23 protein-coding genes are annotated in these 24,133 nt (G+C 55.2%); 13 read left to right on the top strand and 10 right to left on the bottom strand.

Annotated elements, in window-relative coordinates; translation table 11 throughout:
* Positions 1-244 precede the first annotated feature (244 nt).
* Together C813_RS36230 and C813_RS36225 are read left to right on the top strand one after the other, a co-directional pair.
* Entirely contained in the window at positions 245-991 is a 747-nt protein-coding gene (locus tag C813_RS36230; protein ID WP_017456510.1) for a MipA/OmpV family protein, read from the top strand.
* 89 nt (positions 992-1,080) lie between these two features.
* Entirely contained in the window at positions 1,081-1,938 is an 858-nt protein-coding gene (locus tag C813_RS36225) for an aldo/keto reductase (protein WP_017456511.1), read from the top strand.
* A gap of 42 nt (positions 1,939-1,980) precedes the next feature.
* On the opposite strand, the gene C813_RS36220 is transcribed toward C813_RS36225, so the two are convergent.
* Positions 1,981-2,865 carry a D-hexose-6-phosphate mutarotase gene (locus C813_RS36220; protein WP_017456512.1) on the bottom strand — a complete coding sequence of 295 codons (885 nt, stop codon included), beginning with the start codon at positions 2,863-2,865 and terminating at the stop codon, positions 1,981-1,983.
* A 75-nt stretch (positions 2,866-2,940) separates the two neighbouring features.
* Positions 2,941-3,936: a glyceraldehyde-3-phosphate dehydrogenase gene (gene gapA, locus C813_RS36215; protein ID WP_017456513.1), complete on the bottom strand. Its 996-nt coding sequence runs from the start codon at positions 3,934-3,936 to the stop codon at positions 2,941-2,943.
* A gap of 343 nt (positions 3,937-4,279) precedes the next feature.
* Between gapA and msrB the strand changes: the two genes are divergently transcribed.
* Together msrB and C813_RS36205 are read left to right on the top strand one after the other, a co-directional pair.
* Complete coding sequence (gene msrB / locus C813_RS36210) at positions 4,280-4,693, top strand: peptide-methionine (R)-S-oxide reductase MsrB (RefSeq protein WP_017456514.1); 414 nt, start codon at positions 4,280-4,282, stop codon at positions 4,691-4,693.
* A gap of 37 nt (positions 4,694-4,730) precedes the next feature.
* Complete coding sequence (locus tag C813_RS36205; RefSeq protein WP_017456515.1) at positions 4,731-5,006, top strand: YeaC family protein; 276 nt, start codon at positions 4,731-4,733, stop codon at positions 5,004-5,006.
* 42 nt (positions 5,007-5,048) lie between these two features.
* On the opposite strand, the gene pncA is transcribed toward C813_RS36205, so the two are convergent.
* The 3 genes from pncA to sppA form a co-directional block, all read right to left on the bottom strand.
* Complete coding sequence (gene pncA, locus C813_RS36200; RefSeq protein ID WP_017456516.1) at positions 5,049-5,690, bottom strand: bifunctional nicotinamidase/pyrazinamidase; 642 nt, start codon at positions 5,688-5,690, stop codon at positions 5,049-5,051.
* A 10-nt stretch (positions 5,691-5,700) separates the two neighbouring features.
* On the bottom strand, positions 5,701-6,717 hold the full coding sequence (ansA, locus tag C813_RS36195) for an asparaginase (RefSeq protein ID WP_017456517.1): 1,017 nt from the start codon (positions 6,715-6,717) through the stop codon (positions 5,701-5,703).
* Positions 6,718-6,778: 61 nt separating this feature from the next.
* The gene (gene sppA, locus C813_RS36190) at positions 6,779-8,632 is read right to left on the bottom strand and encodes a signal peptide peptidase SppA (RefSeq protein ID WP_017456518.1); all 1,854 of its coding nucleotides are present in this window, start codon (positions 8,630-8,632) and stop codon (positions 6,779-6,781) included.
* A gap of 162 nt (positions 8,633-8,794) precedes the next feature.
* On the opposite strand from sppA, the gene C813_RS36185 reads away from it, so the two are divergent.
* The gene (locus C813_RS36185; protein WP_017456519.1) at positions 8,795-9,346 is read left to right on the top strand and encodes an NAD(P)H nitroreductase; all 552 of its coding nucleotides are present in this window, start codon (positions 8,795-8,797) and stop codon (positions 9,344-9,346) included.
* 126 nt (positions 9,347-9,472) lie between these two features.
* On the opposite strand, the gene phoC is transcribed toward C813_RS36185, so the two are convergent.
* Entirely contained in the window at positions 9,473-10,219 is a 747-nt protein-coding gene (gene phoC, locus C813_RS36180; RefSeq protein WP_017456520.1) for an acid phosphatase PhoC, read from the bottom strand.
* Between the two features lie 264 nt (positions 10,220-10,483).
* Here phoC and selD point away from each other — a divergent pair, with 264 nt between their 5' ends.
* Positions 10,484-11,527, top strand: a complete 1,044-nt coding sequence (gene selD / locus C813_RS36175; protein WP_017456521.1) for a selenide, water dikinase SelD — start codon at positions 10,484-10,486, stop codon at positions 11,525-11,527.
* Between the two features lie 4 nt (positions 11,528-11,531).
* Complete coding sequence (locus C813_RS36170; RefSeq protein WP_017456522.1) at positions 11,532-13,487, top strand: DNA topoisomerase III; 1,956 nt, start codon at positions 11,532-11,534, stop codon at positions 13,485-13,487.
* Positions 13,488-13,516: 29 nt separating this feature from the next.
* Here C813_RS36170 and gdhA read toward each other — a convergent pair whose 3' ends face one another.
* A complete protein-coding gene (gene gdhA / locus C813_RS36165) occupies positions 13,517-14,860 on the bottom strand; it encodes an NADP-specific glutamate dehydrogenase (protein ID WP_017456523.1) in 1,344 nt (447 codons plus the stop codon).
* 235 nt (positions 14,861-15,095) lie between these two features.
* Here gdhA and C813_RS36160 point away from each other — a divergent pair, with 235 nt between their 5' ends.
* A complete protein-coding gene (locus C813_RS36160) occupies positions 15,096-15,383 on the top strand; it encodes a YnjH family protein (RefSeq protein WP_017456524.1) in 288 nt (95 codons plus the stop codon).
* Here C813_RS36160 and C813_RS36155 read toward each other — a convergent pair.
* Genes C813_RS36155 through xthA form a run of 3 tightly spaced genes read right to left on the bottom strand, consistent with a single transcriptional unit; the run spans position 15,349 to position 17,438 of the window.
* A complete protein-coding gene (locus C813_RS36155; protein WP_017456525.1) occupies positions 15,349-15,765 on the bottom strand; it encodes a pyrimidine (deoxy)nucleoside triphosphate diphosphatase in 417 nt (138 codons plus the stop codon). The genes C813_RS36160 and C813_RS36155 overlap by 35 nt on opposite strands.
* The gene (locus C813_RS36150) at positions 15,765-16,628 is read right to left on the bottom strand and encodes a sulfurtransferase (protein WP_017456526.1); all 864 of its coding nucleotides are present in this window, start codon (positions 16,626-16,628) and stop codon (positions 15,765-15,767) included. Before C813_RS36150 ends, C813_RS36155 begins: the two co-directional genes overlap by 1 nt.
* Positions 16,629-16,631: 3 nt before the next feature.
* Complete coding sequence (xthA, locus tag C813_RS36145) at positions 16,632-17,438, bottom strand: exodeoxyribonuclease III (protein ID WP_017456527.1); 807 nt, start codon at positions 17,436-17,438, stop codon at positions 16,632-16,634.
* Between the two features lie 434 nt (positions 17,439-17,872).
* Between xthA and C813_RS36140 the strand changes: the two genes are divergently transcribed.
* Genes C813_RS36140 through astE form a run of 5 tightly spaced genes read left to right on the top strand, consistent with a single transcriptional unit; the run spans position 17,873 to position 23,913 of the window.
* Positions 17,873-19,093 (top strand): aspartate aminotransferase family protein, encoded by a 1,221-nt coding sequence (locus C813_RS36140; protein ID WP_017456528.1) that lies wholly within the window; start codon positions 17,873-17,875, stop codon positions 19,091-19,093.
* Positions 19,090-20,139 (top strand): arginine N-succinyltransferase, encoded by a 1,050-nt coding sequence (astA, locus tag C813_RS36135; protein ID WP_017456529.1) that lies wholly within the window; start codon positions 19,090-19,092, stop codon positions 20,137-20,139. Before C813_RS36140 ends, astA begins: the two co-directional genes overlap by 4 nt.
* Positions 20,136-21,614 carry a succinylglutamate-semialdehyde dehydrogenase gene (gene astD, locus C813_RS36130; RefSeq protein WP_017456530.1) on the top strand — a complete coding sequence of 493 codons (1,479 nt, stop codon included), beginning with the start codon at positions 20,136-20,138 and terminating at the stop codon, positions 21,612-21,614. Before astA ends, astD begins: the two co-directional genes overlap by 4 nt.
* A complete protein-coding gene (astB, locus tag C813_RS36125) occupies positions 21,611-22,936 on the top strand; it encodes an N-succinylarginine dihydrolase (protein ID WP_017456531.1) in 1,326 nt (441 codons plus the stop codon). The genes astD and astB overlap by 4 nt, the downstream gene beginning before the upstream one ends.
* A gap of 11 nt (positions 22,937-22,947) precedes the next feature.
* Positions 22,948-23,913 (top strand): succinylglutamate desuccinylase, encoded by a 966-nt coding sequence (gene astE / locus C813_RS36120; RefSeq protein WP_017456532.1) that lies wholly within the window; start codon positions 22,948-22,950, stop codon positions 23,911-23,913.
* The last annotated feature ends 220 nt before the right edge of the window (positions 23,914-24,133 follow it).

Here is a 24,133-nt window from a genome sequence, read left to right as displayed (position 1 = left end):
GCCTTATGACGGATGATGAGCACTGCCGTGTAACGGTATGTACAGCGTGTCATTTATTACCAGAAAGGGTTGAAGAGGCTTGATGAACGGGGCGCGAAAGCATTTTTCCGCACTCGTTGCGGCAGGGCAATCGGCATACATAATTTGCGATTTTTTGTAATGTTTAGGTAAAAAAATTTGGGTAGGCTGGCGCGGGCGGTTAAACTTCTTGCGCCAATTATTTGACTACAGGAAAGAAAGGACTGTGACCAAAATCAAACTCGTGGCACTGGGCGTGCTGACCGCGTCCTGCGCTTTTGCAGCAAATGCAGAAAATACCTTTTCACTGGGCGCTGGCGTGGGCGTCGTTGAATCCCCGTATAAACAGTATGATAAACGTGTCCTGCCGGTTCCTGTTATCACCTATGAGAGTGATAATTTCTGGTTTCGCGGCTTAGGCGGCGGTTATTACCTGTGGAATGACCAGGCGGATAAACTCTCCATCACCGCGTTTTACTTCCCATGGGAGTTCAAACCAAAAGACAGTGATAATAACCAGTTGCGTCAGTTGGATCGCCGTAAAGCGACGATGATGGCGGGGCTTTCCTACATCCACAATACCGAGTACGGTTTCCTGCGCACCACGCTGGCGGGCGATGTGCTGGATAACAGCAACGGCGTTCTGTGGGACATCGGCTGGTTGTACAACTACAACAACGGTGCGCTGAGCGTCACGCCGGGCATTGGTGTTGAGTGGGCCAGCGATAACCTGAACCAATACTACTACGGTGTGTCGCGCGATGAAGCGCGTCGCAGCGGGCTGAAAAGCTACGATCCGGATAATGGCTGGAGCCCGTACCTTGAGCTCACGGTCAGCTACCGTCTGACGGACAGCTGGACCGTGTACGGCTCGGGCCGTTACACCCATCTGTCGGATGAGATCAAAGACAGCCCGATGGTGGACAAATCCTGGGGCGGGCTGTTGTCCACCGGGGTGACGTACCGCTTCTGATTGTGCAGTTGAATAGCGCGATCTGTGCAATAAAGCAGGGCCATTGGCCCTGTTTTGCTTTACGGTGAAACGTTTAGCAGGAGGAGAAGATGGCAGACAAAAAAGTGGTTTTTGCAGGCCAGGTTTCGCAGCCCGCCATTGGCCAGGGCACCTGGTACATGGGGGAAAACGCGCGGCTGCGCCAGAAAGAAGTGGATGCTCTGCGTGCGGGTATCGAACTGGGATTAACGTTGATTGATACGGCGGAAATGTATGCCGACGGCGGAGCGGAAGAGGTGGTCGGCGAAGCCTTACAGGGCGGTTTACGTGACAAGGTGTTCCTGGTTTCCAAAGTTTATCCGTGGAATGCCGGCGGCAAGAAGGCAATCGCTGCTTGCGAAGCCAGCCTGCGTCGCCTGAAAACAGAGGTTCTCGATCTCTATCTGCTGCACTGGCGCGGGAACTACTCCCTCGCTGAAACCGTCGAGGTAATGGAGACGCTGATCGCACAGGGCAAAATACGCCGCTGGGGTGTTTCAAACCTGGATTACAGCGATATGCAGGAGCTGATGCGCGTGCGCGGCGGAGACGCCTGTGCGACAAATCAGGTGCTGTATCATCTTGGTTCTCGCGGCATTGAATATGATCTGCTGCCGTGGTGCCAGCAACAGGCAATGCCGGTGATGGCCTATTGTCCGCTGGCTCAGGCTGGCCGCCTGCGCGATGGTTTGCTGCAAAACAGCACGGTGCACGAGATTGCCGCAGCACATGGTGTCAGCGCTGCGCAAATTTTACTGGCTTGGGTGATTAGCCATCAGGGCGTGATCGCCATTCCCAAAGCGTCCAGCGTGGCGCATGTGCAGGAAAATGCGGCGGCATTGAATATCACGTTAAGCAGCGACGAATTAGCGCGGCTGGACAACGCTTTCCCGGCTCCGGGTCGTAAAACGCCACTCGACGTGGTGTAACAGAAATAATAACCCTCTCCTGTCAGGAGAGGGTCGGCAGGATCAGCGTTTAACGACGCGGATGGTCTGCGCCAGGCGGGACGGTTTCTCTTCAGTGGTTTTCTGCGGCACGGTCGCGTTAACCGATTCCACACAGACAAACGTTTTGTAACCGTCATCCGGCATGTCAGCCATGCTGACGGAGAGCGCCGGGCCGGGGTTCCACGCCACGACATTTGCGTTATGGCTGTGGATGACTTCAATGGTACGGTTAAGGGCGCTATCGTGGATCAGGCTGCAGGCTTCGGCATTCAGATAGACGCGGTCGGTGCGATCCGGGAACGTCTGCACACCATCAGTCAGCACATCTTCTTTCGCATCGTTCACTTTGTCGATAAAGCGATCGCCGAGACCACTCACTTTTACGGCTGCAATATCACCGACGTTGAAATAGGTGTGCAGCGCCGAGGTGGTTTCAAACTCACCGTGGGCTTCGAGCTCCATTTCGCAGGTCGCGCCCAGTTTGTAACGGGCATACACCGTAAAGTCGTGTGGCCAGAATTTGCGCGATGCATCGCTGCTCTGTAGTTCAAATGTCAGCACGACGCCGCTGGCGTCTTCGTTATGTGCTTTCAGCACCCACGGCAGATTGCGCGCAAAACCATGCGCTGGCAGGCCTTGTTGTTTTGCCGGGCCGAACCACGGCCAGCAAACCGGCACGCCGCCGCGCAGCGCGACGCCATCTTTAAACGGTGTGTTGCCGCTTAGCCACAGAACGTCTTCTTCACCCTGCGGTTTCCAGGAAAGCAGATGTGCGCCCTGTAAGGCGAATGAACCTTTAACCTGCGGATGGTCGACGACGATAACGTCCAGCTCGTCCATTTTGCGCAGGGAGAGAGTAGGGGTAATTTGTTCGACTACCGGAAGTGCAAAAATTTTATTAATCATTAACGCAATCCTCTGTCTTCAAAACAAAAAAAGAGCGACCGAAGTCGCTCTTTCAGATCATGTTCTCATCTCAAATTATTTGGAAATGTGAGCGATCAGGTCCAGAACTTTGTTGGAGTAACCCGTTTCGTTGTCGTACCAGGAAACCAGTTTCACGAAGTTGTCGTTCAGTGCGATACCCGCTTTAGCATCGAACACGGAAGTGCAAACTTCGCCGTTGAAATCGGTAGAAACCACGTCGTCTTCGGTGTAACCCAGAACGCCTTTCATCGGGCCTTCAGAAGCGGCTTTGATGGCTTTCTTGATTTCTTCGTAGGACGCTGCTTTTTCCAGACGAACGGTCAGGTCAACAACAGATACGTTCGGAGTCGGAACGCGGAACGCCATACCAGTCAGTTTGCCGTTCAGTTCCGGCAGTACTTTACCTACAGCTTTAGCAGCACCGGTAGAGGACGGGATGATGTTCTGGGATGCGCCGCGGCCGCCGCGCCAGTCTTTGTGAGACGGGCCATCAACGGTTTTCTGAGTTGCGGTGGTCGCGTGCACAGTGGTCATCAGACCTTCGATGATGCCGAAGTTGTCGTTGATAACTTTTGCCAGCGGAGCTAGGCAGTTAGTGGTGCAGGAAGCGTTGGAAACGATGTCCTGGCCAGCATATTTGTCGAAGTTAGCGCCACGTACGAACATCGGGGTGTTGTCTTTGGACGGGCCAGTCAGAACAACTTTTTTCGCGCCAGCGGTGATGTGTTTACGAGCGGTTTCGTCGGTCAGGAAGATACCGGTAGCTTCAGCAACGACGTCAACGCCGATTTCGTTCCATTTCAGGTTAGCCGGGTCTTTCTCAGCAGTAACACGGATGGTTTTGCCGTTAACAACCAGGTGGCCGTCTTTCACTTCTACGGTACCGTTGAAACGACCGTGAGTGGAGTCATACTTCAGCATGTACGCCATGTATTCAGCGTCCAACAGATCGTTGATACCAACGATTTCGATGTCAGAACGTTCCTGAGCAGCACGGAAAACAATGCGACCGATACGGCCAAAACCGTTGATACCTACTTTGATAGTCATATATTCCACCAGCTATTTGTTAGTGAATAAAAGGTTGGCTGTAAAATTACAAAAACCTTACGCAGCGTCAAGCGGAATCGTGTCAATCATTGCGACAAATCAATCCTCCGCATAACCTTTGTTCGACTGACTCGCCTCACTCTTCCTTTGAGCATGCTCCCCATATAGGGGCGCCGCCTGGAATTTTAAAGGTCAGATAGGATAAAAATGTGAGATTAATCACAATTCACCGGCTGCTTTACCGCAACAAATAAGTTTAGAACAAAAGTTAACGCCGCAGTGTTAATGTTTTGTTAGAATCAGGCTGAAAAGTTGTCGAGTTTTTACCGTGAGGCGTGAGCAAATGGCGCATAATTCTTCTGAAGACGACCTGAAAAAAACACTGACTGAAATGCAGTTTTACGTGACGCAGAACCACGGCACTGAGCCGCCGTTCACCGGGCGTTTTCTGCATAACAAACGCGACGGGATTTATCACTGTCTGGTGTGTGACGCCGCGCTATTCAATTCGCAAACCAAGTATGATTCTGGCTGCGGCTGGCCAAGTTTCTTTGAGCCGGTGAGCGAAGACGCTATTCGCTATATCAACGATTATTCGCATGGCATGCAGCGTGTGGAAATCCGCTGTGGAAAATGTGATGCGCACTTGGGGCACGTCTTCCCGGATGGCCCGCAACCGACTGGAGAAAGGTATTGCGTCAACTCTGCTTCCCTGAGCTTTACCGACGACGAAAATGGCGATCGTTCTCAGGGTTGAAAAAACGATTCAGCAATTATTCCACGGAGTTTTCAAGATGAATCTTGATCAAATCGTTAACAGCATGACGCCAGAGATCTACCAGCGGCTGGCTACTGCCGTTGAGTTAGGTAAATGGCCGGATGGCGTTGCGCTGACACCAGAGCAAAAAGAGAACAGCCTGCAACTAGTGATGCTGTGGCAGGCGCGTAATAACACGCAGGCGCAGCACATGACCATTGATACCAACGGCCAGATGGTGATGAAAAGTAAGCAGCAATTAAAAGAGGATTTTGGCATTTCGCCAAAGCCGATCGCGACGTTTAAATCGTAAGTCGCCATGCCGGAGGCGCAACGCCATCCGGCAGGGGCATCATCAGGCGTGCGTTTCCTGCCAGTCCGCGAGCGTATAGAGCGTCGCGCCAGCCGCTGACATCTCCATAAACGCCTGCGTGCTGTCCTGCGGATTCAGGTTCACGCCACGGCAACCGTCGGTAATGACATTCACCTCATATCCAAGTTGTAGCGCGTCCAGCACGGTAAATTTCACGCAATAATCGGTGGCTAAACCGAGTATTACCAGTTCGCGGATGCCGTGCTGCAGCAACCAGTTGTGCAGGGCGGTTTCCTGACGGTGGCCGTTATCGAAAAATGCGCTGTAACTATCAATCAGCGGGTTTTCGCCTTTGTAAAACACCGCGTCAATGGCTTTCTGGTTTAGCAACGGATGTAGCGCCGCGCCCTCGCTGTTTTGTACACAGTGATCGGGCCAAAACGTTTGGGCTAATCCCGCCAGTTCGCCAGTCGTGAACGGCGCGACGTGGTGCTGACTGGCGAAACTGCCATGTCCGGCCGGGTGCCAGTCTTGGCTTGCCACGATGGCATTGCTGCGTGTTTTACACCACGTAATCATGGCGTTAGCAACATCAACTGTGCTGTCACCTTCCGTCACAGCCAGCGCGCCGCCAGCGCAGAAATCATTCTGAATATCGACCAGCAGCAGTGCGCGTTGCGTCATTCGAGCCTCCTCATTCATCCGGCGTCAGTTCACCGCGCAGGTTTTGTGTCATGGCTGTGCGAATGGCATCAGCGTCCAGATCCTGGCTTAACAGATAGTGAAGTTTTGTCAGCGTCGCTTCCACTGTCATGTCTGCGCCGCCAATCACACCTGCATGGGCGAGGGCGTTGCCGGTGGCGTAGCCGCCCATGTTGACCTTGCCGGACATACATTGTGTCAGGTTGACCACGACAATGCCGCGGGCGCTGGCTTCCTGTAACTCTTTCAGAAACTCACCGTTTTGCGGCGCATTACCTACGCCGTAAGAACGCAGTATCAGCGCTTTTACCGGCTGGCGCAGGAAGTTGCGCACCACATCGGCGGAAATGCCGGGATAAATCGTCACTACGCCAATCGGCTGCGGAGTAATCGGGTGGACAACCAGCTCTCCCGTGGTATGCGGCGCGGGCGGCGTGCCCAGACGGCGAATATGGATACCCGCTTCGAGTAGTGGCGCAAGGTTAGGCGAAGCGAACGCGTCGAAACCATCAGCGTGCGCTTTGGTGGTGCGGTTGCCGCGATACAGACGGTTATTGAAGAACAGCGTCACTTCGTTAATCGGGAAATTGGCCGCCACATATAACGCATTAAGCAGGTTGATTTGGCCATCAGAACGCAGTTCGGCGAGCGGGATTTGTGACCCTGTCACAATGACCGGTTTGCCTAAGTTTTCCAGCATAAACGACAGTGCCGACGCGGTGTAGGCCATCGTGTCTGTACCATGCAGAATGACAAAACCATCGTAATCGTCATAGTGCGCTTTCACATCGTCTGCAATATGTTGCCAGTCTTCCGGTGTCATATCGGACGAATCCATCAGCGGCTCATATTCATGGATGGTGAAATCAGGCATCTCCGGGCGATGGAATTCAGGCATCAGCGCCAGTTGACGTTGCAGGTGACCGGAAACCGGCACATAGCCGTGTTCTGAGCGTTGCATACCGATAGTACCGCCCGTGTAGGCAACGTAAATGGATTTTTTTTGCATAGTTATATTCTGGCTTCATCAAAAAAATCCCCTCCGGTGGAGGGGACGTGGTCAGGTGATTTTAGCGGATATTGGCGCAATTCAGACAGAGCGCATAACGATTTTGTGGATCGTTAAACACCGCCAGTTTGTCAGTTTCAGCTTTCATTTCCAGCGCCGCGCTCGCCAGCGGCGCGGGCAGGTATGCCTGCAATGCTTTTGGCAGCATGGCGCTGACCGAACCGGACATGCTATCCATTACACGATCAAAGAATGTCGGCTCTTCCTCGTAGTAATCGATATGCCACTGTTTCAGTTTCGCAAGCTCAGCCGCTTTCGCCAGCGCGTCGTCGAAATCGCCCAACGCATCGACCAGCCCGTTATTTTTCGCATCCTGGCCGGTCCAGACGTGACCCTGGGCGATTTTATCAACCTGCTCAGGCGTGCTGTTGCGCGACTGCGCCACCAGCGTGATAAAGCGTTTGTAGCCATTCTCGATACTCAACTGCATCATTTGCGAAACTTCGTCCGGCAGCGCTTTGGTCATGCTGACATCTGCCAGCGGCGAGGTTGCTACGCCATCAGTATGTACGCCGATACTGTCGAGGCTGTTTTCCAGCGTGTTGATAACACCGAAGATACCAATCGAGCCGGTCAGCGTGCTGGCACTGGCAACAATGTAATTCGCCGGTGTTGAGATCCAGTAACCGCCTGAGGCCGCCATGCCGCCCATCGAAACCACTACCGGTTTACCTGCCGCGCGGGCTGCCGCCAGCTCGGAGCGGATAACTTCCGATGCGCTAACGCTGCCGCCAGGGCTGTTGACACGTAGTACAATGGCTTTCACTTTCGGATCCAGACGTGCATCGCGGATCTGCGCGGCAGTGGTATCGCCGCCTACATTCCCCGGCGTCTCCTCGCCATCCATGATCGCGCCGTTAGCGAAAATTACCGCCACGGTATCGCCAACATCGCTCGGTTTTTTCGCCTGGTAATCATACATGCTGACCGCGCGGAAGTTCTTATCCTCCGTGCTCCAGCCAAACTGTTTAACCATGGCTTTTTCCGCATCGGTGGCGGAACCCAGTTCATCCACCAGTTTGTTGTCAAGCGCGTATTTCGCCGTGTCGCCATCCACTTTACGCAGGCCATCCAGCATCGCTTGTGCGCCAGGGAAAACTTGCTGCACGGTGATTTGGCGGTTAGCGGCAACGGTGTTGAGGTAGTTCTGCCACAGCTCATTAATCCAGCGGCTATCTGCATCGCGGGCTGCCGGGGACATATCATCGCGAATAAACGGCTCAACGGCGGATTTATAGGTGCCGACGCGGAATACGTGGGTGGTGACTTTTAGCTTATCAAGCAGCGATTTGTAGTAAAGGCCGTTGGTGGCAAAGCCGTGCAGATCAACCACGCCCTGCGGCGACAGCCAGATCTTGTTGGCGAAGCTGGCAAGGTAATACTGGCCCTGACTGTAGTTATCGCCCACGGCATAAACCGGCTTACCGCTGTCGCGGAACTCGCGCAGCGCTTTGCCGATATATTGCATCGACGGTTGATCGGCACCGGCAAAATTTTTCAGATCCATCACAATCCCGGTGATATTCCGGTCATGCTGCGCCTGGCGAATGGTGTCGACGATGTCAAACAATGAGTTTTCCTGCAGGCGATCGGAACTGGCACCAAACAACTGGCGACCCAGTGCGCCAAGTCGGCTACTGGCGGAGGTTTTGTCCACCACCACGCCGGAAATATCCAGCAGCAATGCGCCTCGACTGTTGCTGCTGGTTTTACTGTCGCTCATTTGCATCCACACGCCAGCGACAACCAGCACCAACAAAATAAAGAAAAGATTCAGCACCAGCTTGCGGATAAAGTTCAGCAATCGCCAGCTCCACTTGAAAAAACCGGCAATAATACGCCAAAGGGTTCGCATGTATTCTCCCTGGTAGTTAACGACCACCGCTGCCCGAGCGGCAAAGTGTGGTTATCCTAATTACCCCGCCGCCACTTGTCAGCAGGAATCGCCTTCGGCGCTGTAACAATTTCTATGCCCGTGTTAATTTTGTGAACAAATTTCAATACAGGAGTTTAACTAATGGACGCACTTGAGCTGCTCGTCAATCGTCGTAGCGCATCCCGGCTGGCAGAACCGGCCCCGGCAGGTGAACAACTGGATAATATTTTGCGTGCGGGCATGCGCGCGCCGGATCACGGTACGCTGCAGCCGTGGCATTTTTTTGTCATCGAAGGGGAAGGGCGCGAACGTTTCAGTCAGACGCTGGAGCAGGCAGCGGTTGCCGCAGGCCAGGATGAAAAAGGTATCGAAAAAGCACGTACATCGCCTTTTCGCGCGCCGTTGATCATTGCGGTGGTGGCGAAATGCGACGTTCACCATAAAGTCCCGCAGTGGGAGCAAGTGCTCTCTGCTGGCTGCGCGGTAATGGCAATGCAGATGGCGGCGCTGGCGCAGGGGTTTAACGGGATCTGGCGCACAGGCCCGCTGACCGACAGCCCGGTGGTTCGCCAGGCGTTTGACTGCCGCGAACAGGATAAAATTGTCGGCTTTTTGTATCTGGGTACACCGCAATTGAAAGCCTCAACCACTGTCACCGTACCGGATACCACGCCGTTCGTGACACGTTTCTAAGCTTCGCCTTATCTCTGACGGCTGCGACAATTCTGCCGCAGCCGTTTTCTTTTAACGTCTAGTCTGCTTTCGCCGATAACAACGCGAAAGGATCACAGCGAAAGCTTGCCCATCCGGGCGCGCTATTTATTTACGCTGGGCGGCAAACTCATCTTTGGCTTTCTGCAACTGTTGCTGGAACGCCGGGTTGGTATGCAAAGTGGCAACGACAGCAGAACCGACAATGCGCGCCGCGTCCACATCACTTTGCCAGTGGTAGCCACAGATCACCCGGCTTTGACCCAGATCGTAGCCGCGTTTGAGGATCTGATCCTGACGCTGTGGATTAATCTCTGCCAGTACCAGTGCAGTCGCCCAACCGATCGAGGTATGACCGGACGGATAAGAGCCGTTTTTCGCCAGTGAATCCTGCTCCTTGGTGTTGCAGGTCGGTACGCCGTAGAAGGCAAACGGGCGGATACGCATATATTTTTGCTTCGCGCCGCGCGTTGCCAGATCGCCTGCATCTTCGATCATATTGGTCAACAGTTTATGCAACTGCGGGGAGTCTTTCTCGGTGATGGGTGAGCCAAATGCGCCGGAGAAGGCGTTTGCCACGCCGCCGCTGCTCAGGTTAGCGTCTTCCGCTGCCTGTTTGCCGCGTTCGGTGTTACGCAGCAAGCGGCCCTGTTCGTACATTGCCTGATCGTTTAAAAACGCGATGCTACCGACTTCCGGCGGCGGTGGTAACAACGCCAGGCTATCAATCGCCTGCGCATTTTTCAGGTAGTAAAGATCAGGTTTGGTGGTGGCGTCATTCCCGGATGGAACCAGAGCAAAAGCGCTGGTAGAGAGCAAACTAGCAAGACAAAACGCGATGATATTTTTTTTCATGAGCGGTTCCTTTGTGTAAAAAATCGTCCGTAGCCCTCAGTGGCTGCTGTCATATTTCTGTCATGAAATGCCAAAAAGAACATTGCGGTAACTCGCAAAATGGCCGATGTAGTTATTGAGATGATGTTTGCGAGCAAAAAATCATCGCAGGTTATGTCTGTTTCGTTTGCTTAATGAGCAATAACGCGCGAATTCAGATTGCCAGACTTACCAGCTCAGCATTTGGGCGCTACCATAGCGCGATTGCAATGACAGGAGATGTCCATGAGCGAGCAAGCCATTCGTTTAACGCAATACAGCCACGGAGCCGGTTGCGGTTGTAAAATTTCCCCCAAAGTGCTGGATACCATTCTGCATAGCGAGCAGGCGAAGTTTCTCGACCCGAACCTGCTTGTCGGCAACGAAACGCGTGATGACGCCGCCGTTTACGATTTGGGTAACGGTACCTGCATTATCAGCACCACCGACTTCTTTATGCCGATTGTCGATAACCCCTTCGACTTTGGCCGCATTGCTGCGACCAACGCCATTAGCGATGTTTTCGCGATGGGCGGCAAACCGATTATGGCGATTGCTATTCTGGGCTGGCCACTCGACAAACTGGCGCCGGAAATTGCGCGTGAGGTGATCGATGGTGGGCGTTTTGCCTGCCAGCAGGCGGGGATTGCCCTGGCGGGTGGTCACTCAATTGACGCGCCGGAGCCGATTTTTGGCCTTGCCGTGACCGGTGTGGTGCCAACCGAACGCGTGAAGAAAAACAGCACCGCCCAGGCTGGCTGCAAACTGTTCCTCACCAAGCCGCTGGGCATTGGCGTATTAACCACGGCGGAAAAAAAATCGCTGCTTAAACCGGAACACGTTGGTCTGGCAACAGAAGTGATGTGCCGCATGAACCTTGCCGGTGCCGCTTTTGCCGGGATCGACGGCGTAAAAGCGATGACCGATGTCACCGGCTTTGGCCTGCTCGGCCACCTGAGTGAAATGTGTCAGGGCGCGGGCGTGCAGGCACAAGTCTGGTATCAGGATGTGCCGAAATTACCGGGCGTAGAAGAGTACATTGCGCAGGGCGCAGTGCCGGGCGGTACGCAGCGTAACTTCGCCAGCTATGGTCACCTGATGGGCGAAATGCCGATGGCGGTGCGCGATTTGCTGTGCGATCCGCAAACGTCCGGCGGCTTGCTGCTGGCGGTGGCACCGGGTTCGGAAGAGGAAGTCAAAGCCACGGCGGCGGAATACGGAATTCAACTGAGCGCGATTGGTGAGCTGGTTAGCGCGCGCGGCGGTCGCCCGATGATTGAGATCCGTTAATCCTATGCGGTTATTTATTGCCGAAAAGCCCAGTCTGGCGCGTGCCATTGCCGATGTGCTGCCGAAGCCGCATCGCAAAGGCGACGGCTATATTGAGTGCGGTAATGGTCAGGTGGTGACCTGGTGCATTGGTCACCTGCTTGAGCAGGCACAGCCGGATGCCTATGACAGCCGCTATGCGCGCTGGAATCTGGCCGATCTTCCGATAGTGCCGGAAAAATGGCAGTTGCAGCCGCGCCCGTCGGTGCTCAAGCAAATCAATGTTATCAAACGCCTGCTCGCCGATGCCGAACAGGTGGTGCATGCCGGTGACCCGGATCGTGAAGGGCAGTTGCTGGTTGATGAAGTAATTGATTATCTGCAACTGCCCGCCGAAAAACGCCAGCAGGTGCAACGCTGCCTGATTAACGATCTCAATCCGCAGGCGGTGGAGCGGGCAATTGAACGCCTGCGAGCGAATAGCGAATTTATTCCGTTGTGCGTGTCGGCGCTGGCGCGCGCCCGTGCCGACTGGCTCTACGGCATTAATATGACCCGCGCGTATACGCTGCTGGGGCGCAACGCCGGTTATCAGGGCGTACTCTCTGTGGGGCGCGTGCAGACGCCGGTGCTGGGGCTGGTGGTGCGTCGCGACGAAGAGATTGAGAACTTCGTGGCGAAAGATTTCTTTGAGGTGAAAGCGCATATCGTCACGCCTGCCGGGGAGCGCTTTACCGCCCTGTGGCAGCCGAGCGAGGCGTGTGAGCCTTATCAGGACGATGAAGGGCGCCTGTTGCATCGCCCGCTGGCGGAGCATGTGGTGAACCGCATTAGCGGCCAACCCGCGCTGGTGACGGCCTATAACGATAAACGGGAATCAGAACTCGCGCCGCTGCCGTTTTCGCTTTCCGCACTGCAAATTGAAGCGGCAAAACGTTATGGTCTTAGTGCGCAGAATGTGCTCGATATTTGCCAGAAACTCTACGAAACCCACAAGTTGATCACCTATCCGCGTTCTGATTGCCGCTATTTACCAGAAGAGCACTTCGCCGGGCGACATGCGGTGATGAATGCGATTGGCGCGCATGCCCCGGATCTGTTGCCGCAGCCGGTGGTGAACCCGGACACGCGCAACCGCTGCTGGGACGATAAAAAAGTTGATGCGCACCATGCGATTATCCCAACGGCCCGTGCCTCGAAGGTCAATCTCAGCGATAACGAAGCCAATGTTTATAACCTGATCGCTCGCCAGTATTTAATGCAATTTTGTCCGGATGCGGTGTTTCGCAAATGCCAGATCGATCTTGATATCGCCAACGGCAAGTTTATCGCCAAAGCGCGTTTTCTGGCGGAGGCCGGATGGCGCACGCTGCTTGGTTCGAAAGAGCGTGATGAAGAAAACGATGGCACACCATTGCCGGTGGTGGCAAAAGGCGACGAATTGCTGTGCGAAAAAGGCGAAGTGGTCGCGCGCCAGACTCAACCGCCACGCCACTTTACCGATGCCACCTTGCTGTCGGCGATGACCGGGATTGCGCGGTTCGTGCAGGACAAAGAACTGAAAAAAATTCTGCGTGCTACCGATGGTCTGGGCACCGAGGCAACGCGCGCCGGTATTATCGAACTGCTGTTTAAGCGCAGTTTTCTGGTGAAGAAAGGGCGCTACATCCACTCGACCGAACCGGGCCGGGCGTTGATTCACTCACTGCCGGAGATGGCGGCGCGCCCCGATATGACCGCGCACTGGGAGTCGGTGCTGACGCAAATCAGTGAGAAAGAGTGCCGTTATCAGGACTTTATGCAGCCGCTGGTCGGTACGCTGCACGAGCTGATTCACCAGGCGCGTAACACGCCGGTGCGTCAGTTCCGTGGGCTGGTGGCACCGGGCGGTGAGAAGAAAAAACCGTTTGCCAAAGGCCGGGGGAAAAAACGCCCGCCAGCAGCAGAGGCTGGCGGTGACGCGGCGTCTCCGGCCGGATAACGCCTTTTCGCTGTTACCCGGCCTGCTTATCAAATCACGCCTTGTGCCAGCATCGCGTCGGCGACTTTCACGAAGCCCGCGATGTTGGCACCGCGCACATAGTGCGTCTGTTTGCCTTCGCCGCCGTACTCAACGCAAGCCTGGTGAATATCCAGCATGATGTGGTGCAGGCGCGCATCCACTTTTTCCGCTTTCCAGCCCATACGCGCGGCATTCTGCGCCATCTCCAGACCGGAGGTAGCAACACCGCCTGCATTCGCGGCTTTCCCCGGTGCGAACAGCACCCCCGCCTCGAGGAACAGTTCAGTGGCATCAATGGTGGTGGGCATATTTGCGCCTTCTGCCACCGCTTTTACACCGTTGGCAATCAACGCGTGTGCGGCGTCTATATCCAGCTCGTTTTGCGTGGCACACGGCAGCGCGATGTCGACTGGCACTGACCACGGCTGCTTGCCTTCGAGGTAAGTCAGATCAAATTCACGCGCGTAATCCGCGATGCGGCCATCACGGCTGGCTTTGATCTCGCACAGGCGGGCGAGTTTTTCACGGTCAAACCCGGCTTCATCCACCACGGTACCGGCAGAATCCGACGCAGTGATCACCCGTGCACCGAAGGCCATCGCTTTTTCAATCGCGTATTGCGCCACGTTGCCAGAGCCGGAAACCGCCACGCGCATCCCTTCAAAGCTAAGACCGTGACGCTTGAGCATCGCTTCGGTGAAATAGACCAGGCCGTAACCGGTCGCTTCCGGGCGGATCAGACTGCCGCCAAACGACAGCCCCTTCCCGGTAAACACGCAGGCGGTATTGTTAGAGAGCTTTTTCATCATCCCGGCCATAAAACCGACTTCGCGCGCGCCGACGCCAATATCCCCGGCGGGCACATCAGTATCCGCGCCAAGATGGCGATACAGTTCGCTTATCAGCGCCTGGCAGAAGCGCATCACTTCGCCATCGCTTTTGCCTTTTGGATCGAAATCACTGCCGCCTTTGCCACCGCCCATCGGCAGGGTAGTGAGCGCATTTTTGAACGTTTGTTCGAAGCCGAGGAATTTGAGGATCGATAAATTCACCGACGGGTGAAAACGCATGCCACCTTTGTAGGGTCCAATGGCCGAACTGAACTGTACGCGCCAGGCGCGGTTAACCTGCACCTGATTGCGGTCATCAACCCAGGCGACGCGAAACTGAATCACGCGCTCCGGTTCAACGAGGCGTTCGAGTAACGACATCTGGCGGTAACGCGGGTGAGCTTCAAGGAAGGGCCAGAGGGTGGTCATCACTTCACGAACGGCCTGAGAGTACTCCGGCTGGTGCGGGTCGCGCTGTTCGACATACTGGAGAAATGATGCAAGAGAGTGCGTCTGATCCATAGATATAAGTATCTCTTATTGTTGTGGTGAATTTGTTGTGATGGTGGTGCGCAAAAAGCAGGCACTTTTGGACTATAACATTTGCAAGGTTGCATGCTGCAAGGGAAAAAGCCGCACACCAGGCAAATTAATAATTGGCAACATGTCATAACTAAAAACGATGATCGGCGAAATTAAAGTCCTGACGCAGAGATCCGTTATAGTAATGAGTGGCGTCAATCAAAAAGGACAAGTTATGGCCCGAATTAAGTGGATAGCAGCAGCGTTACTGGTTGCTGCGTCAACCAGCGTGCTGGCTGAACGTTTACCGTCGCCGGGAATCGAGGTGAATGTGCCGCCGGGAGTGTTCAGCTCCGGTGGGCAGACGCAGACCACGCAGCCCTGCATGCAATGCTGCGTATACGGTAATCAAAACTACAGCGAAGGGGCGGTTATCAAAACCGAGGGCGTGTTATTACAATGCCAGCGCGATGAGAAAACCATTTCCACTAACCCGCTGGTGTGGCGGCGCGTGAAGCCATAAACGCTTCCAGCAGCGGAATATCCGCCGGAGCCAGCGGCAGTGTCAGCGCTTCGGCGGGTAAGCACCACAACAACTCCCGGTGATAGTGGCGTACTGGTTCACCGCTAAAATTCTCCACATGCCAGGCGTGCAAATGAATCAGCCGCCCGGAAACCTCCCGCTGATGGCTGGCAACATAGCGCGCAGGTACAGCATCAATACCCAACTCTTCGCGCAACTCGCGCGTTAGCGCCTGTGGTTGTGTTTCCCCGGCTTCAACCTTGCCACCGGCAAATTCCCACAGACCGGCCTGATCGGCATGGTCGGGGCGCTGTGCCAGTAAAATTTTGCCGTCGCGCTCAATGATAGCGGCCACGACATCCAGGGTTTTTAGAAGAGTCATTACTGCGTTCCGTTTGTATGCTGGCTCCATTCGAACCAGCCGCCATCATACACGGCGATATCCGCCCAGCCGAGCGCACGGGCAATAAAAAAGGCAAACGAGGCGCGCCAGCCGGTACCGCAATAAAAAATTACCGGATTATCGCCAGTGATGCGCTGTTGTTGCCAGAGCGCGGCGATCTCTGATGGGTTGCGCACCGTGCCGTCTGCATTGTGAAAATTGGTAATCAACTGGCTGTCGCCTGCTGCCTGCCCCCAGCGGGCGCCGGGTATATCACCGGCTGCGGCGATATAGTCGTAGCCGCTTGTCTGACCGCTAAACTCAGGCCAACTGCGGATACTGACCAGCAACGTACCGGGCTGCGCTAAACGCTTTTGGGTTTGCGCCATAGTGAGCAGTAGCTGAGGTTGTGCCGGGACACTCACGCCGAAATCCGATGACGGGGTTATGCCCGCCGCTGCACCGGTTTGCCAGGCTAAACCGGCGCGCAGCCAGCTCTGCCAGCCGCCATCCAGTAAGCGAACATCCCTGATCCCGGCATATAACAAAATATGTGCCATCCGTTCCGCCGCATAATTGCCGCGGCCGTAAAGGATGACGGTACTATCAGCTCGCAGGCCATGATTTAGCAGAACCGGGCGTAATTGTGCTGGCTTGAGCACATTCCACAGCGGCAGGCTTTCTACTTCGCGGGTGTCGATATAATCCGCGCCGGGAATATGCCCGGCGCGATAGATATGTTCAGCGTCACATCCCACCTCCAGCAGCCGCCATTCGCCCTCCGGGGTAGCCTTGACCGGGCGGTGTTGCAGCATATCCGCCAGCCAGGTTGCACAACCCCACGGAGAAGGCGCGGGCGTCATCCGTCAGACCTTAAATTTGGCCCACACCGGTGCGTGGTCGGACGGTTTTTCCATGCCGCGAATGTCGTAATCAATACCGGTTTCAATGCAGCGCTCTGCCAGCGGTTGGCTTGCCAGCAGCAGGTCGATACGCAGTCCGCGGTTATCATCGAAACCTTTTGAGCGGTAATCAAACCACGAGAAGCGATCCTGCGTTTCCGGATTAGCTTCGCGGAAGGTATCCACCAGCCCCCAGCCTTTCAGGCGCTCCATCCATTCGCGCTCTTCCGGCAGGAAAGAGCATTTGCCGGTGCGCAGCCAGCGTTTGCGGTTCTCTTCACCAATACCGATATCAAGATCTGTCGGGCTGATGTTCATATCACCCATGATCAACACCGGTTTTGTTTTATCGAGTTCTGTATCGAGATAGGTTTGCAAATCCTGGTAGAACTTCTCTTTCGCCGGGAATTTCAGCGGGTGGTCGCGGCTCTCGCCCTGCGGGAAATAGCCGTTAATCACCGTGATATCGCCGATAGGCGAGGGGATCTCCGCCATGATAATGCGGCGCTGCGCTTCTTCGCCGTCGTTCGGCCAGCCGCGGCGCACGGAAATCGGCGTCTCTTTGGTCAGCAACGCCACGCCGTAGTGGCCTTTCTGTCCGTGATAAAAAACGTTGTAACCCAGCCGTGCGACATCTTCGAGCGGAAACATATCGTCGTGGACTTTGGTCTCCTGCAGGCCGATGACGTCCGGCTGATGTTGCTCAACCAGCGCTTCAAGCTGGTGAGGGCGGGCGCGCAGGCCATTGATATTAAAAGAGACGAATTTCATAGTCGCAGCCATTTAGCAGAGTGAAAGATGCAGAGATGTTAGCAGAATTTACATTTAACCACCGCCACTTATTGATATTGCCGCCGCCGATGCGCATTGGCGCAATACACGCCCTTATTTAGGGCGAAACGCACTAAAACAGGGCGCAGGATGTAAATTAATTTCGCTGATGATCACAGTTCTATAATTAAAATTTCTAATTGCATAAACAGGCGACTTTACTCGCTCTCCACCGCAATTGGATCTCTATTTATTCACTTTTTATGCAAATAAAGTGAATGGCGACAGGTTTTAAGTTGTTGAAATTTCGTTGTAGTAAGTCGTTTATGCATTTTTATCGCTGGCTGGCACGAACCGTGCAATCTACATTTACAGCGAAAACGTTCATATTCGTTAACATTTTATCAACTATTTATTTACCGGATGAGGTCGCTATGTCTCTGTCAATTACGCGTGAAAATTTTGATCAATGGATGTTGCCTGTCTACGCGCCTGCGCCTTTTATTCCGGTACGCGGTGAAGGTTCCCGCCTGTGGGATCAACAGGGTAACGAGTATGTCGACTTTGCCGGTGGGATTGCGGTGAATGCGCTGGGGCATGCGCATCCCGCGCTGTGTAAAGCGCTCAGCGAACAGGCGGCGAAGTTCTGGCATACCGGTAACGGTTACACCAACGAGCCGGTGCTGAAACTGGCGAAACACCTGCTGGACGCGACCTTTGCCGATCGCGCCTTCTTTTGTAACTCCGGTGCCGAGGCAAATGAAGCGGCGCTGAAGCTGGCGCGCAAATATGCCCACGATACATTCGGCCCGCAAAAAAGCGGCATTGTTGCCTTCAAGAATGCGTTCCATGGACGCACCTTATTTACCGTCAGCGCGGGCGGGCAACCGGCTTATTCGCAAGATTTTGCGCCGTTGCCGCCGCAAATCCAGCATGCGCAGTTCAACGATCTTGCCTCTGCCAGCGCATTAATTAATGACGACACCTGCGCTGTCATTGTCGAGCCGATGCAGGGTGAAGGCGGCGTGGTGCCTGCCAGCCAGGCGTTTTTGCAAGGGTTGCGTGAGCTGTGCACGCGCCATAACGCGCTGCTGATTTTTGATGAAGTGCAAACCGGCGTTGGCCGCACCGGCGAACTGTATGCCTATATGCATTACGGCGTGACGCCGGATGCGCTAACCACGGCAAAAGCGTTGGGCGGCGGTTTCCCGATTGGCGCGATGCTGACCACCGAACAGTTTGGCAAAGTGATGAATGTCGGCACCCACGGTACGACTTACGGCGGTAACCCGCTGGCCGGCGCGGTGGCCGGTGCGTTGCTCGATATCGTCAACACACGCGAAACTCTGACTGGCGTGAAACAGCGCCATCAAAGGTTTACGGAGCAGCTTTCGGCAATCAATGACCGTTATCACCTGTTCAGTGAAATCCGTGGCTTAGGGTTGCTGATCGGTTGTCAACTGGCTCCTGAGTATGCAGGAAAAGCAAAACAACTTTCACAACTGGCGGCGGCAGAAGGCGCAATGGTGCTGATTGCCGGTGGCAATGTGCTGCGTTTTGCTCCGGCGTTGAATATCAGCGAAGACGAGATCCGCGACGGACTTGCGCGCGTTGCCCGCGCTTGTGAAAAATTCATTGCGGAGAGCGCATCATGATGGTGATCCGTCCTGTCGCCGAAGGCGATTTACCGGCGCTGATGCGGCTGGCCGGGAAAACCGGTGGCGGCCTGACGTCGTTGCCTGTTGATGAAGCAACGCTTGCTGCGCGTATTGAGCGTTCACGCCTTACCTGGCAAGGCGAGTTGCCGAAGGGTGAGCAGGGGTATGTTTTTGTGCTGGAAGAGACGCAAAGCGGCGAGGTGGCGGGGATTTGCGCCATTGAGGTCGCGGTGGGTTTGAACGATCCCTGGTATAACTACCGGGTCGGGACACAGGTGCATGCCTCGAAAGAGTTGAATGTCTATAACGCGCTGCCAACGCTGTTTCTCAGTAACGATCACACCGGCAGCAGCGAACTCTGCACACTGTTTCTCGATCCCGCCTGGCGCAAAGAGGGCAACGGTTATCTGTTGTCGAAATCCCGCTTTCTGTTTATGGCGGCATTCCGCGAGCGCTTCAATGAGAAAGTAGTGGCCGAGATGCGCGGCGTGATTGACGAGCACGGTTATTCGCCGTTCTGGGAGAGTCTGGGCAAGCGTTTCTTTTCGATGGAGTTCAGCCGGGCGGATTACCTGTGCGGCACCGGGCAAAAAGCTTTTATCGCGGAGCTGATGCCCAAGCACCCTATTTATACCCACTTCCTTTCACAAGAGGCGCAAGAGGTGATCGGTGAGGTGCATCCACAAACGGCACCGGCCCGTGCGGTGCTGGAAAAAGAGGGCTTTCGCTACCGTAACTACGTTGACATTTTTGATGGCGGGCCGACGCTCGAATGCGATGTCGACAGGGTGCGGGCGATTCGCAAAAGTCGCCTGGTTACGGCGGGCGAAGGCCAGCGCGCCCCGGGTGAATGGCCCGCGTGTATGGTTTCCAATGAGCAGTACCAGCAATTTCGCGCCATGCTTATTTACGCGGATCCAAACACCGAGCGTTTGTTATTAACGGCAGCCGAACTGGATGCGCTGAAGTGCCAGCCGGGGGATACCGTGCGGCTGGTGCGCCTGTGTGCCGAAGAGAAAAGTGGCGAGGAGAAAGCAAAATGAGTTTATGGATTAAAGGTGACTGGGTAACAGGCCAGGGAGAACGCCGTGTCAAAACCAACCCGGTAAGCCACGAAGCGCTGTGGCACGGCTTTGATGCTGATAGCGAGCAAGTGGCGCTGGCGTATCAGGCCGCGCGCGACGCTTTCCCGCAGTGGGCGCAGCAGACTTTTACGGAGCGCCAGGCCATTGTTGAAAAATTCGCGGCGCTGCTGGAGAGCAACAAAGCGGCGCTGGCAGAAATTATCGCCCGTGAAACCGGTAAACCGCGCTGGGAAGCGGCGACCGAAGTGACGGCGATGATCAACAAAGCCGCTATATCGGTAAAGGCGTACCACACGCGCACCGGCGAACAACACACAGAGATGGCTGATGGTGCCGCGACATTGCGCCATCGCCCGCACGGGGTGCTGGCTGTTTTCGGACCGTACAACTTCCCCGGCCATCTGCCGAATGGGCATATTATCCCGGCGCTACTCGCGGGTAATACCGTGATATTTAAACCAAGCGAACTCACGCCGTGGACCGGCGAAGCGGTAGTCAAACTCTGGGAGCAGGCCGGTTTGCCCGCAGGCGTGCTCAATCTGGTGCAGGGCGGGCGAGAGACCGGCCAGGCGCTGAGCGCATTACCGGGGCTGGATGGGTTGCTCTTTACCGGCAGCGCCAATACGGGATATCAGCTACACCGCCAGCTTGCCGGGCAGCCCGAAAAGATCCTCGCACTAGAGATGGGCGGCAACAACCCATTAATTGTTGAAGATCCCGATGATACCGATGCCGCTGTCCATCTGGCGATCCAGTCAGCATTTATTACCGCCGGGCAGCGCTGCACCTGCGCGCGTCGCTTACTGGTTAAACGTTCTAAAGCGGGCGATGACTTTCTGACGCGGCTGGTGGAAGTGAGCGCGCGGCTGCAACCGCAGGCCTGGGATGCGGAACCTGCACCCTTTTTCGGTGGTTTGATTTCACCTCAGGCGGCGCAACAAGTTTACCAGGCCTGGCAGGCGCACGAAGCGCGCGGCGGTAAAACCTTGCTGGCACCACGGCTGTTGGCGGAAGGAACCTCGCTGCTGACGCCGGGGATTATCGAGATGACCGACGTTGCGGAAGTGCCAGATGAAGAAGTGTTTGGCCCGCTGCTGTGTGTCTGGCGCTATGACGATTTTGATCAGGCAATCCGTATGGCGAACGACACGCGCTACGGGCTGGCCTGCGGGTTGATTTCCCCGGATAGGCAAAAATTTGATCAACTTCTGCTGGAAGCGCGCGCCGGGATAGTCAACTGGAACAAACCGTTGACCGGCGCGGCCAGTACCGCGCCGTTTGGTGGTGTCGGTGCGTCGGGTAACCATCGCGCCAGCGCATGGTACGCCGCAGATTACTGCGCCTGGCCGATGGCGAGTCTTGAATCTCCCGCGTTAACGTTGCCACAGACGCTCAGCCCGGGGCTTGATTTCTCGCGCGAGGCGCAGCCATGAAAGCACGTGAGGTTAACTTCGATGGCCTGGTAGGGCTAACGCACCATTACGCCGGATTATCTTTTGGTAATGAAGCCTCGACCAAACACCGCTTTCAGGTTTCTAACCCGAAACTGGCGGCAAAGCAGGGGCTACTGAAAATGAAAGCGCTCGCCGACGCGGGTTTCCCGCAGGCGGTGATCCCACCGCAGGAGCGCCCCAATATCGCGGTCTTGCGCCAGCTTGGTTTCAGCGGTAGCGATGAGCAGGTGGTGGAAAAAGCTGCCGCGCAAGCGCCGCAGATCCTCTCCGCCGCCAGTTCGGCATCGGCGATGTGGGTCGCAAACGCGGCTACCGTCTGCCCGTCGGCGGATGCGCTGGATGGCAAAGTGCATTTCACGGTTGCCAATCTGAATAATAAATTCCACCGCGCGATGGAAGCCCCAACCACAGAAGCGCTGCTGCGCGCCATCTTCCGCGATGAAACGGTGTTTGCTGTCCACCCGGCGCTGCCGCAGGTTGCGATGTTTGGCGATGAAGGTGCGGCGAACCATAACCGCTTTGGCGGTGATTACGGCGAAGCGGGTGTGCAACTCTTCGTTTATGGCCGGGAGTACGCAAGCCACGATGCCCCGGCGCGCTATCCGGCGCGGCAGACGCGTGAAGCCAGCGAGGCGGTGGCGCGTATTAACCAGGTGCGCGCGGAGCAGGTGGTTTTCGCCCGACAAAACCCGGACGTTATCGATCTGGGCGTGTTTCATAACGATGTGATTGCCGTTTCGAACCGACAAGTCCTTTTTTGTCACGAACTGGCTTTTGCCGACCAGGCTAGTGTGCTGGCCGAGCTACACTCTAAAGTACCGGGGTTTATGGCGATTGAAGTTCCGCAGCAGGCCGTTTCTGTTACCGATGCGGTGGCAACGTATCTGTTTAATAGCCAACTGCTGAGTCGGGATGATGGCAGCATGATGCTGGTGCTGCCGCAGGAGTCGCAGGAACATGCTGGTGTGTGGCGCTATTTGAACACGCTGCTGGCGCAGGATAACCCAATCAGTGAGCTTAAAGTATTTGACCTGCGTGAAAGCATGGCGAACGGTGGTGGTCCGGCGTGCCTGCGCTTGCGTGTCGTGCTGACCGAGGCGGAGTTGCGGGCCGTTAACCCGGCGGTGATGATGAATGACAGTTTGTTTGCCACCCTCAATGACTGGGTGGATCGGTACTATCGCGATCGGCTGACGCAAGCGGATTTAGCCGATCCGCAGCTTTTGCGAGAGGGGCGGGAAGCGCTGGACCGATTAACGCAGTTGTTGAATCTGGGATCGGTGTATCCCTTCCAGCGTTAACCGGAGGCCGTATGGATAACTTTCTTGCTGCAACGCTTGCGGGCGATATCCCGCGAAAAATGTCAGGGGAGTCGGGCGGTATTCACTGGTTGTGGCACGAACAAGGGATTCTTGAACTGATCCCGAAACAATCCGTTGGGCGATCGTTGGTCATCTCGTGTGCTATCCACGGTAATGAAACCGCGCCAGTAGAGATGCTGGATTTGTTGCTTAAAAATGTCTTTTCGGGCGAACAACCGCTCACCTGGCGGCTGCTGGTGATCCTTGGAAACCCGCAGGCGCTGGCGCAAAACAAGCGATTTGTGCATAACGATCTCAACCGGATGTTTGGTGGGCGCTGGCAGCAACTGCCGCCCAACGATGAAACGGTGCGCGCCGCCCAGCTTGAACGGGCGGTAACGCATTTCTTCGCGGCGGGCGATGAAGTGCGCTGGCATCTGGACTTACACACTGCGATCCGCGGTTCGCACCATGTGCGCTTTGGTGTGTTGCCGCTGCGGGCAGAACCATGGGATGAACTGTTTCTGGAGTGGTTGGGTGCTGCCGGGCTGGAAGCGCTGGTATTTCATCAGGCGCCAGGCGGTACGTTTACGCATTACAGTTGCGAGCATTTTAACGCACTGGCTTGCACTCTGGAGCTTGGCAAAGCGCTGCCGTTTGGTGAAAACGATTTAAGCCAGTTCCAGCGTACGGCGTGGGCGCTGGCGGCGTTACTGGCGGGGGAGCCTGCGCCAGACACGGAAAATAGGCCGCTGCGCTATCGGGTGGTACAGCAACTGACCCGCCACAGTGAAGAATTTAAACTCTTCATGAGTGCGGATACGCTCAATTTTACGCCCTTCAGCGCGGGCACATTACTGGCAGAGGATCGCGGCGAGCGGTATGTGGTGCAACATGAGCAAGAGTATGTTTTGTTTCCCAATCCGAATGTGGCCATTGGTTTACGCGCCGGGCTAATACTTGAAAAAATTAATTAACCATCCAGCCCTGTTAACGCAGGGCTTATTTTTTATGGTTTTCTTAAATAAATTACAGAATTATCCTGTTGAAGCGCTTTATTAATAAATCACGTTGATTTAAGATTCTCCATAATCCCTTTCTAATCAGCCTATTGAATATTTAATTTTCCACTCTTCATGGTTTGTCCTTATTTCCTTCATATTTGGCGTAAAAATGATATTTACACTTTCATTGTTT

The organism is Kosakonia sacchari SP1 (genome assembly GCF_000300455.3).
GTDB lineage: Bacteria > Pseudomonadota > Gammaproteobacteria > Enterobacterales > Enterobacteriaceae > Kosakonia > Kosakonia sacchari.
This window is presented reverse-complemented; position numbering and strand designations above follow the sequence as displayed.

Bases quoted from the DNA above. Each gene is read 5' to 3' on its own strand.
- C813_RS36225 (WP_017456511.1), top strand. From the start codon at position 1,081: ATGGCAGACAAAAAAGTGGTTTTTGCAGGCCAGGTTTCGCAGCCCGCC.
- C813_RS36220 (WP_017456512.1), bottom strand. From the start codon at position 2,865: ATGATTAATAAAATTTTTGCACTTCCGGTAGTCGAACAAATTACCCCT.
- gapA (WP_017456513.1), bottom strand. From the start codon at position 3,936: ATGACTATCAAAGTAGGTATCAACGGTTTTGGCCGTATCGGTCGCATT.
- msrB (WP_017456514.1), top strand. From the start codon at position 4,280: ATGGCGCATAATTCTTCTGAAGACGACCTGAAAAAAACACTGACTGAA.
- C813_RS36205 (WP_017456515.1), top strand. From the start codon at position 4,731: ATGAATCTTGATCAAATCGTTAACAGCATGACGCCAGAGATCTACCAG.
- pncA (WP_017456516.1), bottom strand. From the start codon at position 5,690: ATGACGCAACGCGCACTGCTGCTGGTCGATATTCAGAATGATTTCTGC.
- ansA (WP_017456517.1), bottom strand. From the start codon at position 6,717: ATGCAAAAAAAATCCATTTACGTTGCCTACACGGGCGGTACTATCGGT.
- sppA (WP_017456518.1), bottom strand. From the start codon at position 8,632: ATGCGAACCCTTTGGCGTATTATTGCCGGTTTTTTCAAGTGGAGCTGG.
- C813_RS36185 (WP_017456519.1), top strand. From the start codon at position 8,795: ATGGACGCACTTGAGCTGCTCGTCAATCGTCGTAGCGCATCCCGGCTG.
- phoC (WP_017456520.1), bottom strand. From the start codon at position 10,219: ATGAAAAAAAATATCATCGCGTTTTGTCTTGCTAGTTTGCTCTCTACC.
- selD (WP_017456521.1), top strand. From the start codon at position 10,484: ATGAGCGAGCAAGCCATTCGTTTAACGCAATACAGCCACGGAGCCGGT.
- C813_RS36170 (WP_017456522.1), top strand. From the start codon at position 11,532: ATGCGGTTATTTATTGCCGAAAAGCCCAGTCTGGCGCGTGCCATTGCC.
- gdhA (WP_017456523.1), bottom strand. From the start codon at position 14,860: ATGGATCAGACGCACTCTCTTGCATCATTTCTCCAGTATGTCGAACAG.
- C813_RS36160 (WP_017456524.1), top strand. From the start codon at position 15,096: ATGGCCCGAATTAAGTGGATAGCAGCAGCGTTACTGGTTGCTGCGTCA.
- C813_RS36155 (WP_017456525.1), bottom strand. From the start codon at position 15,765: ATGACTCTTCTAAAAACCCTGGATGTCGTGGCCGCTATCATTGAGCGC.
- C813_RS36150 (WP_017456526.1), bottom strand. From the start codon at position 16,628: ATGACGCCCGCGCCTTCTCCGTGGGGTTGTGCAACCTGGCTGGCGGAT.
- xthA (WP_017456527.1), bottom strand. From the start codon at position 17,438: ATGAAATTCGTCTCTTTTAATATCAATGGCCTGCGCGCCCGCCCTCAC.
- C813_RS36140 (WP_017456528.1), top strand. From the start codon at position 17,873: ATGTCTCTGTCAATTACGCGTGAAAATTTTGATCAATGGATGTTGCCT.
- astA (WP_017456529.1), top strand. From the start codon at position 19,090: ATGATGGTGATCCGTCCTGTCGCCGAAGGCGATTTACCGGCGCTGATG.
- astD (WP_017456530.1), top strand. From the start codon at position 20,136: ATGAGTTTATGGATTAAAGGTGACTGGGTAACAGGCCAGGGAGAACGC.
- astB (WP_017456531.1), top strand. From the start codon at position 21,611: ATGAAAGCACGTGAGGTTAACTTCGATGGCCTGGTAGGGCTAACGCAC.
- astE (WP_017456532.1), top strand. From the start codon at position 22,948: ATGGATAACTTTCTTGCTGCAACGCTTGCGGGCGATATCCCGCGAAAA.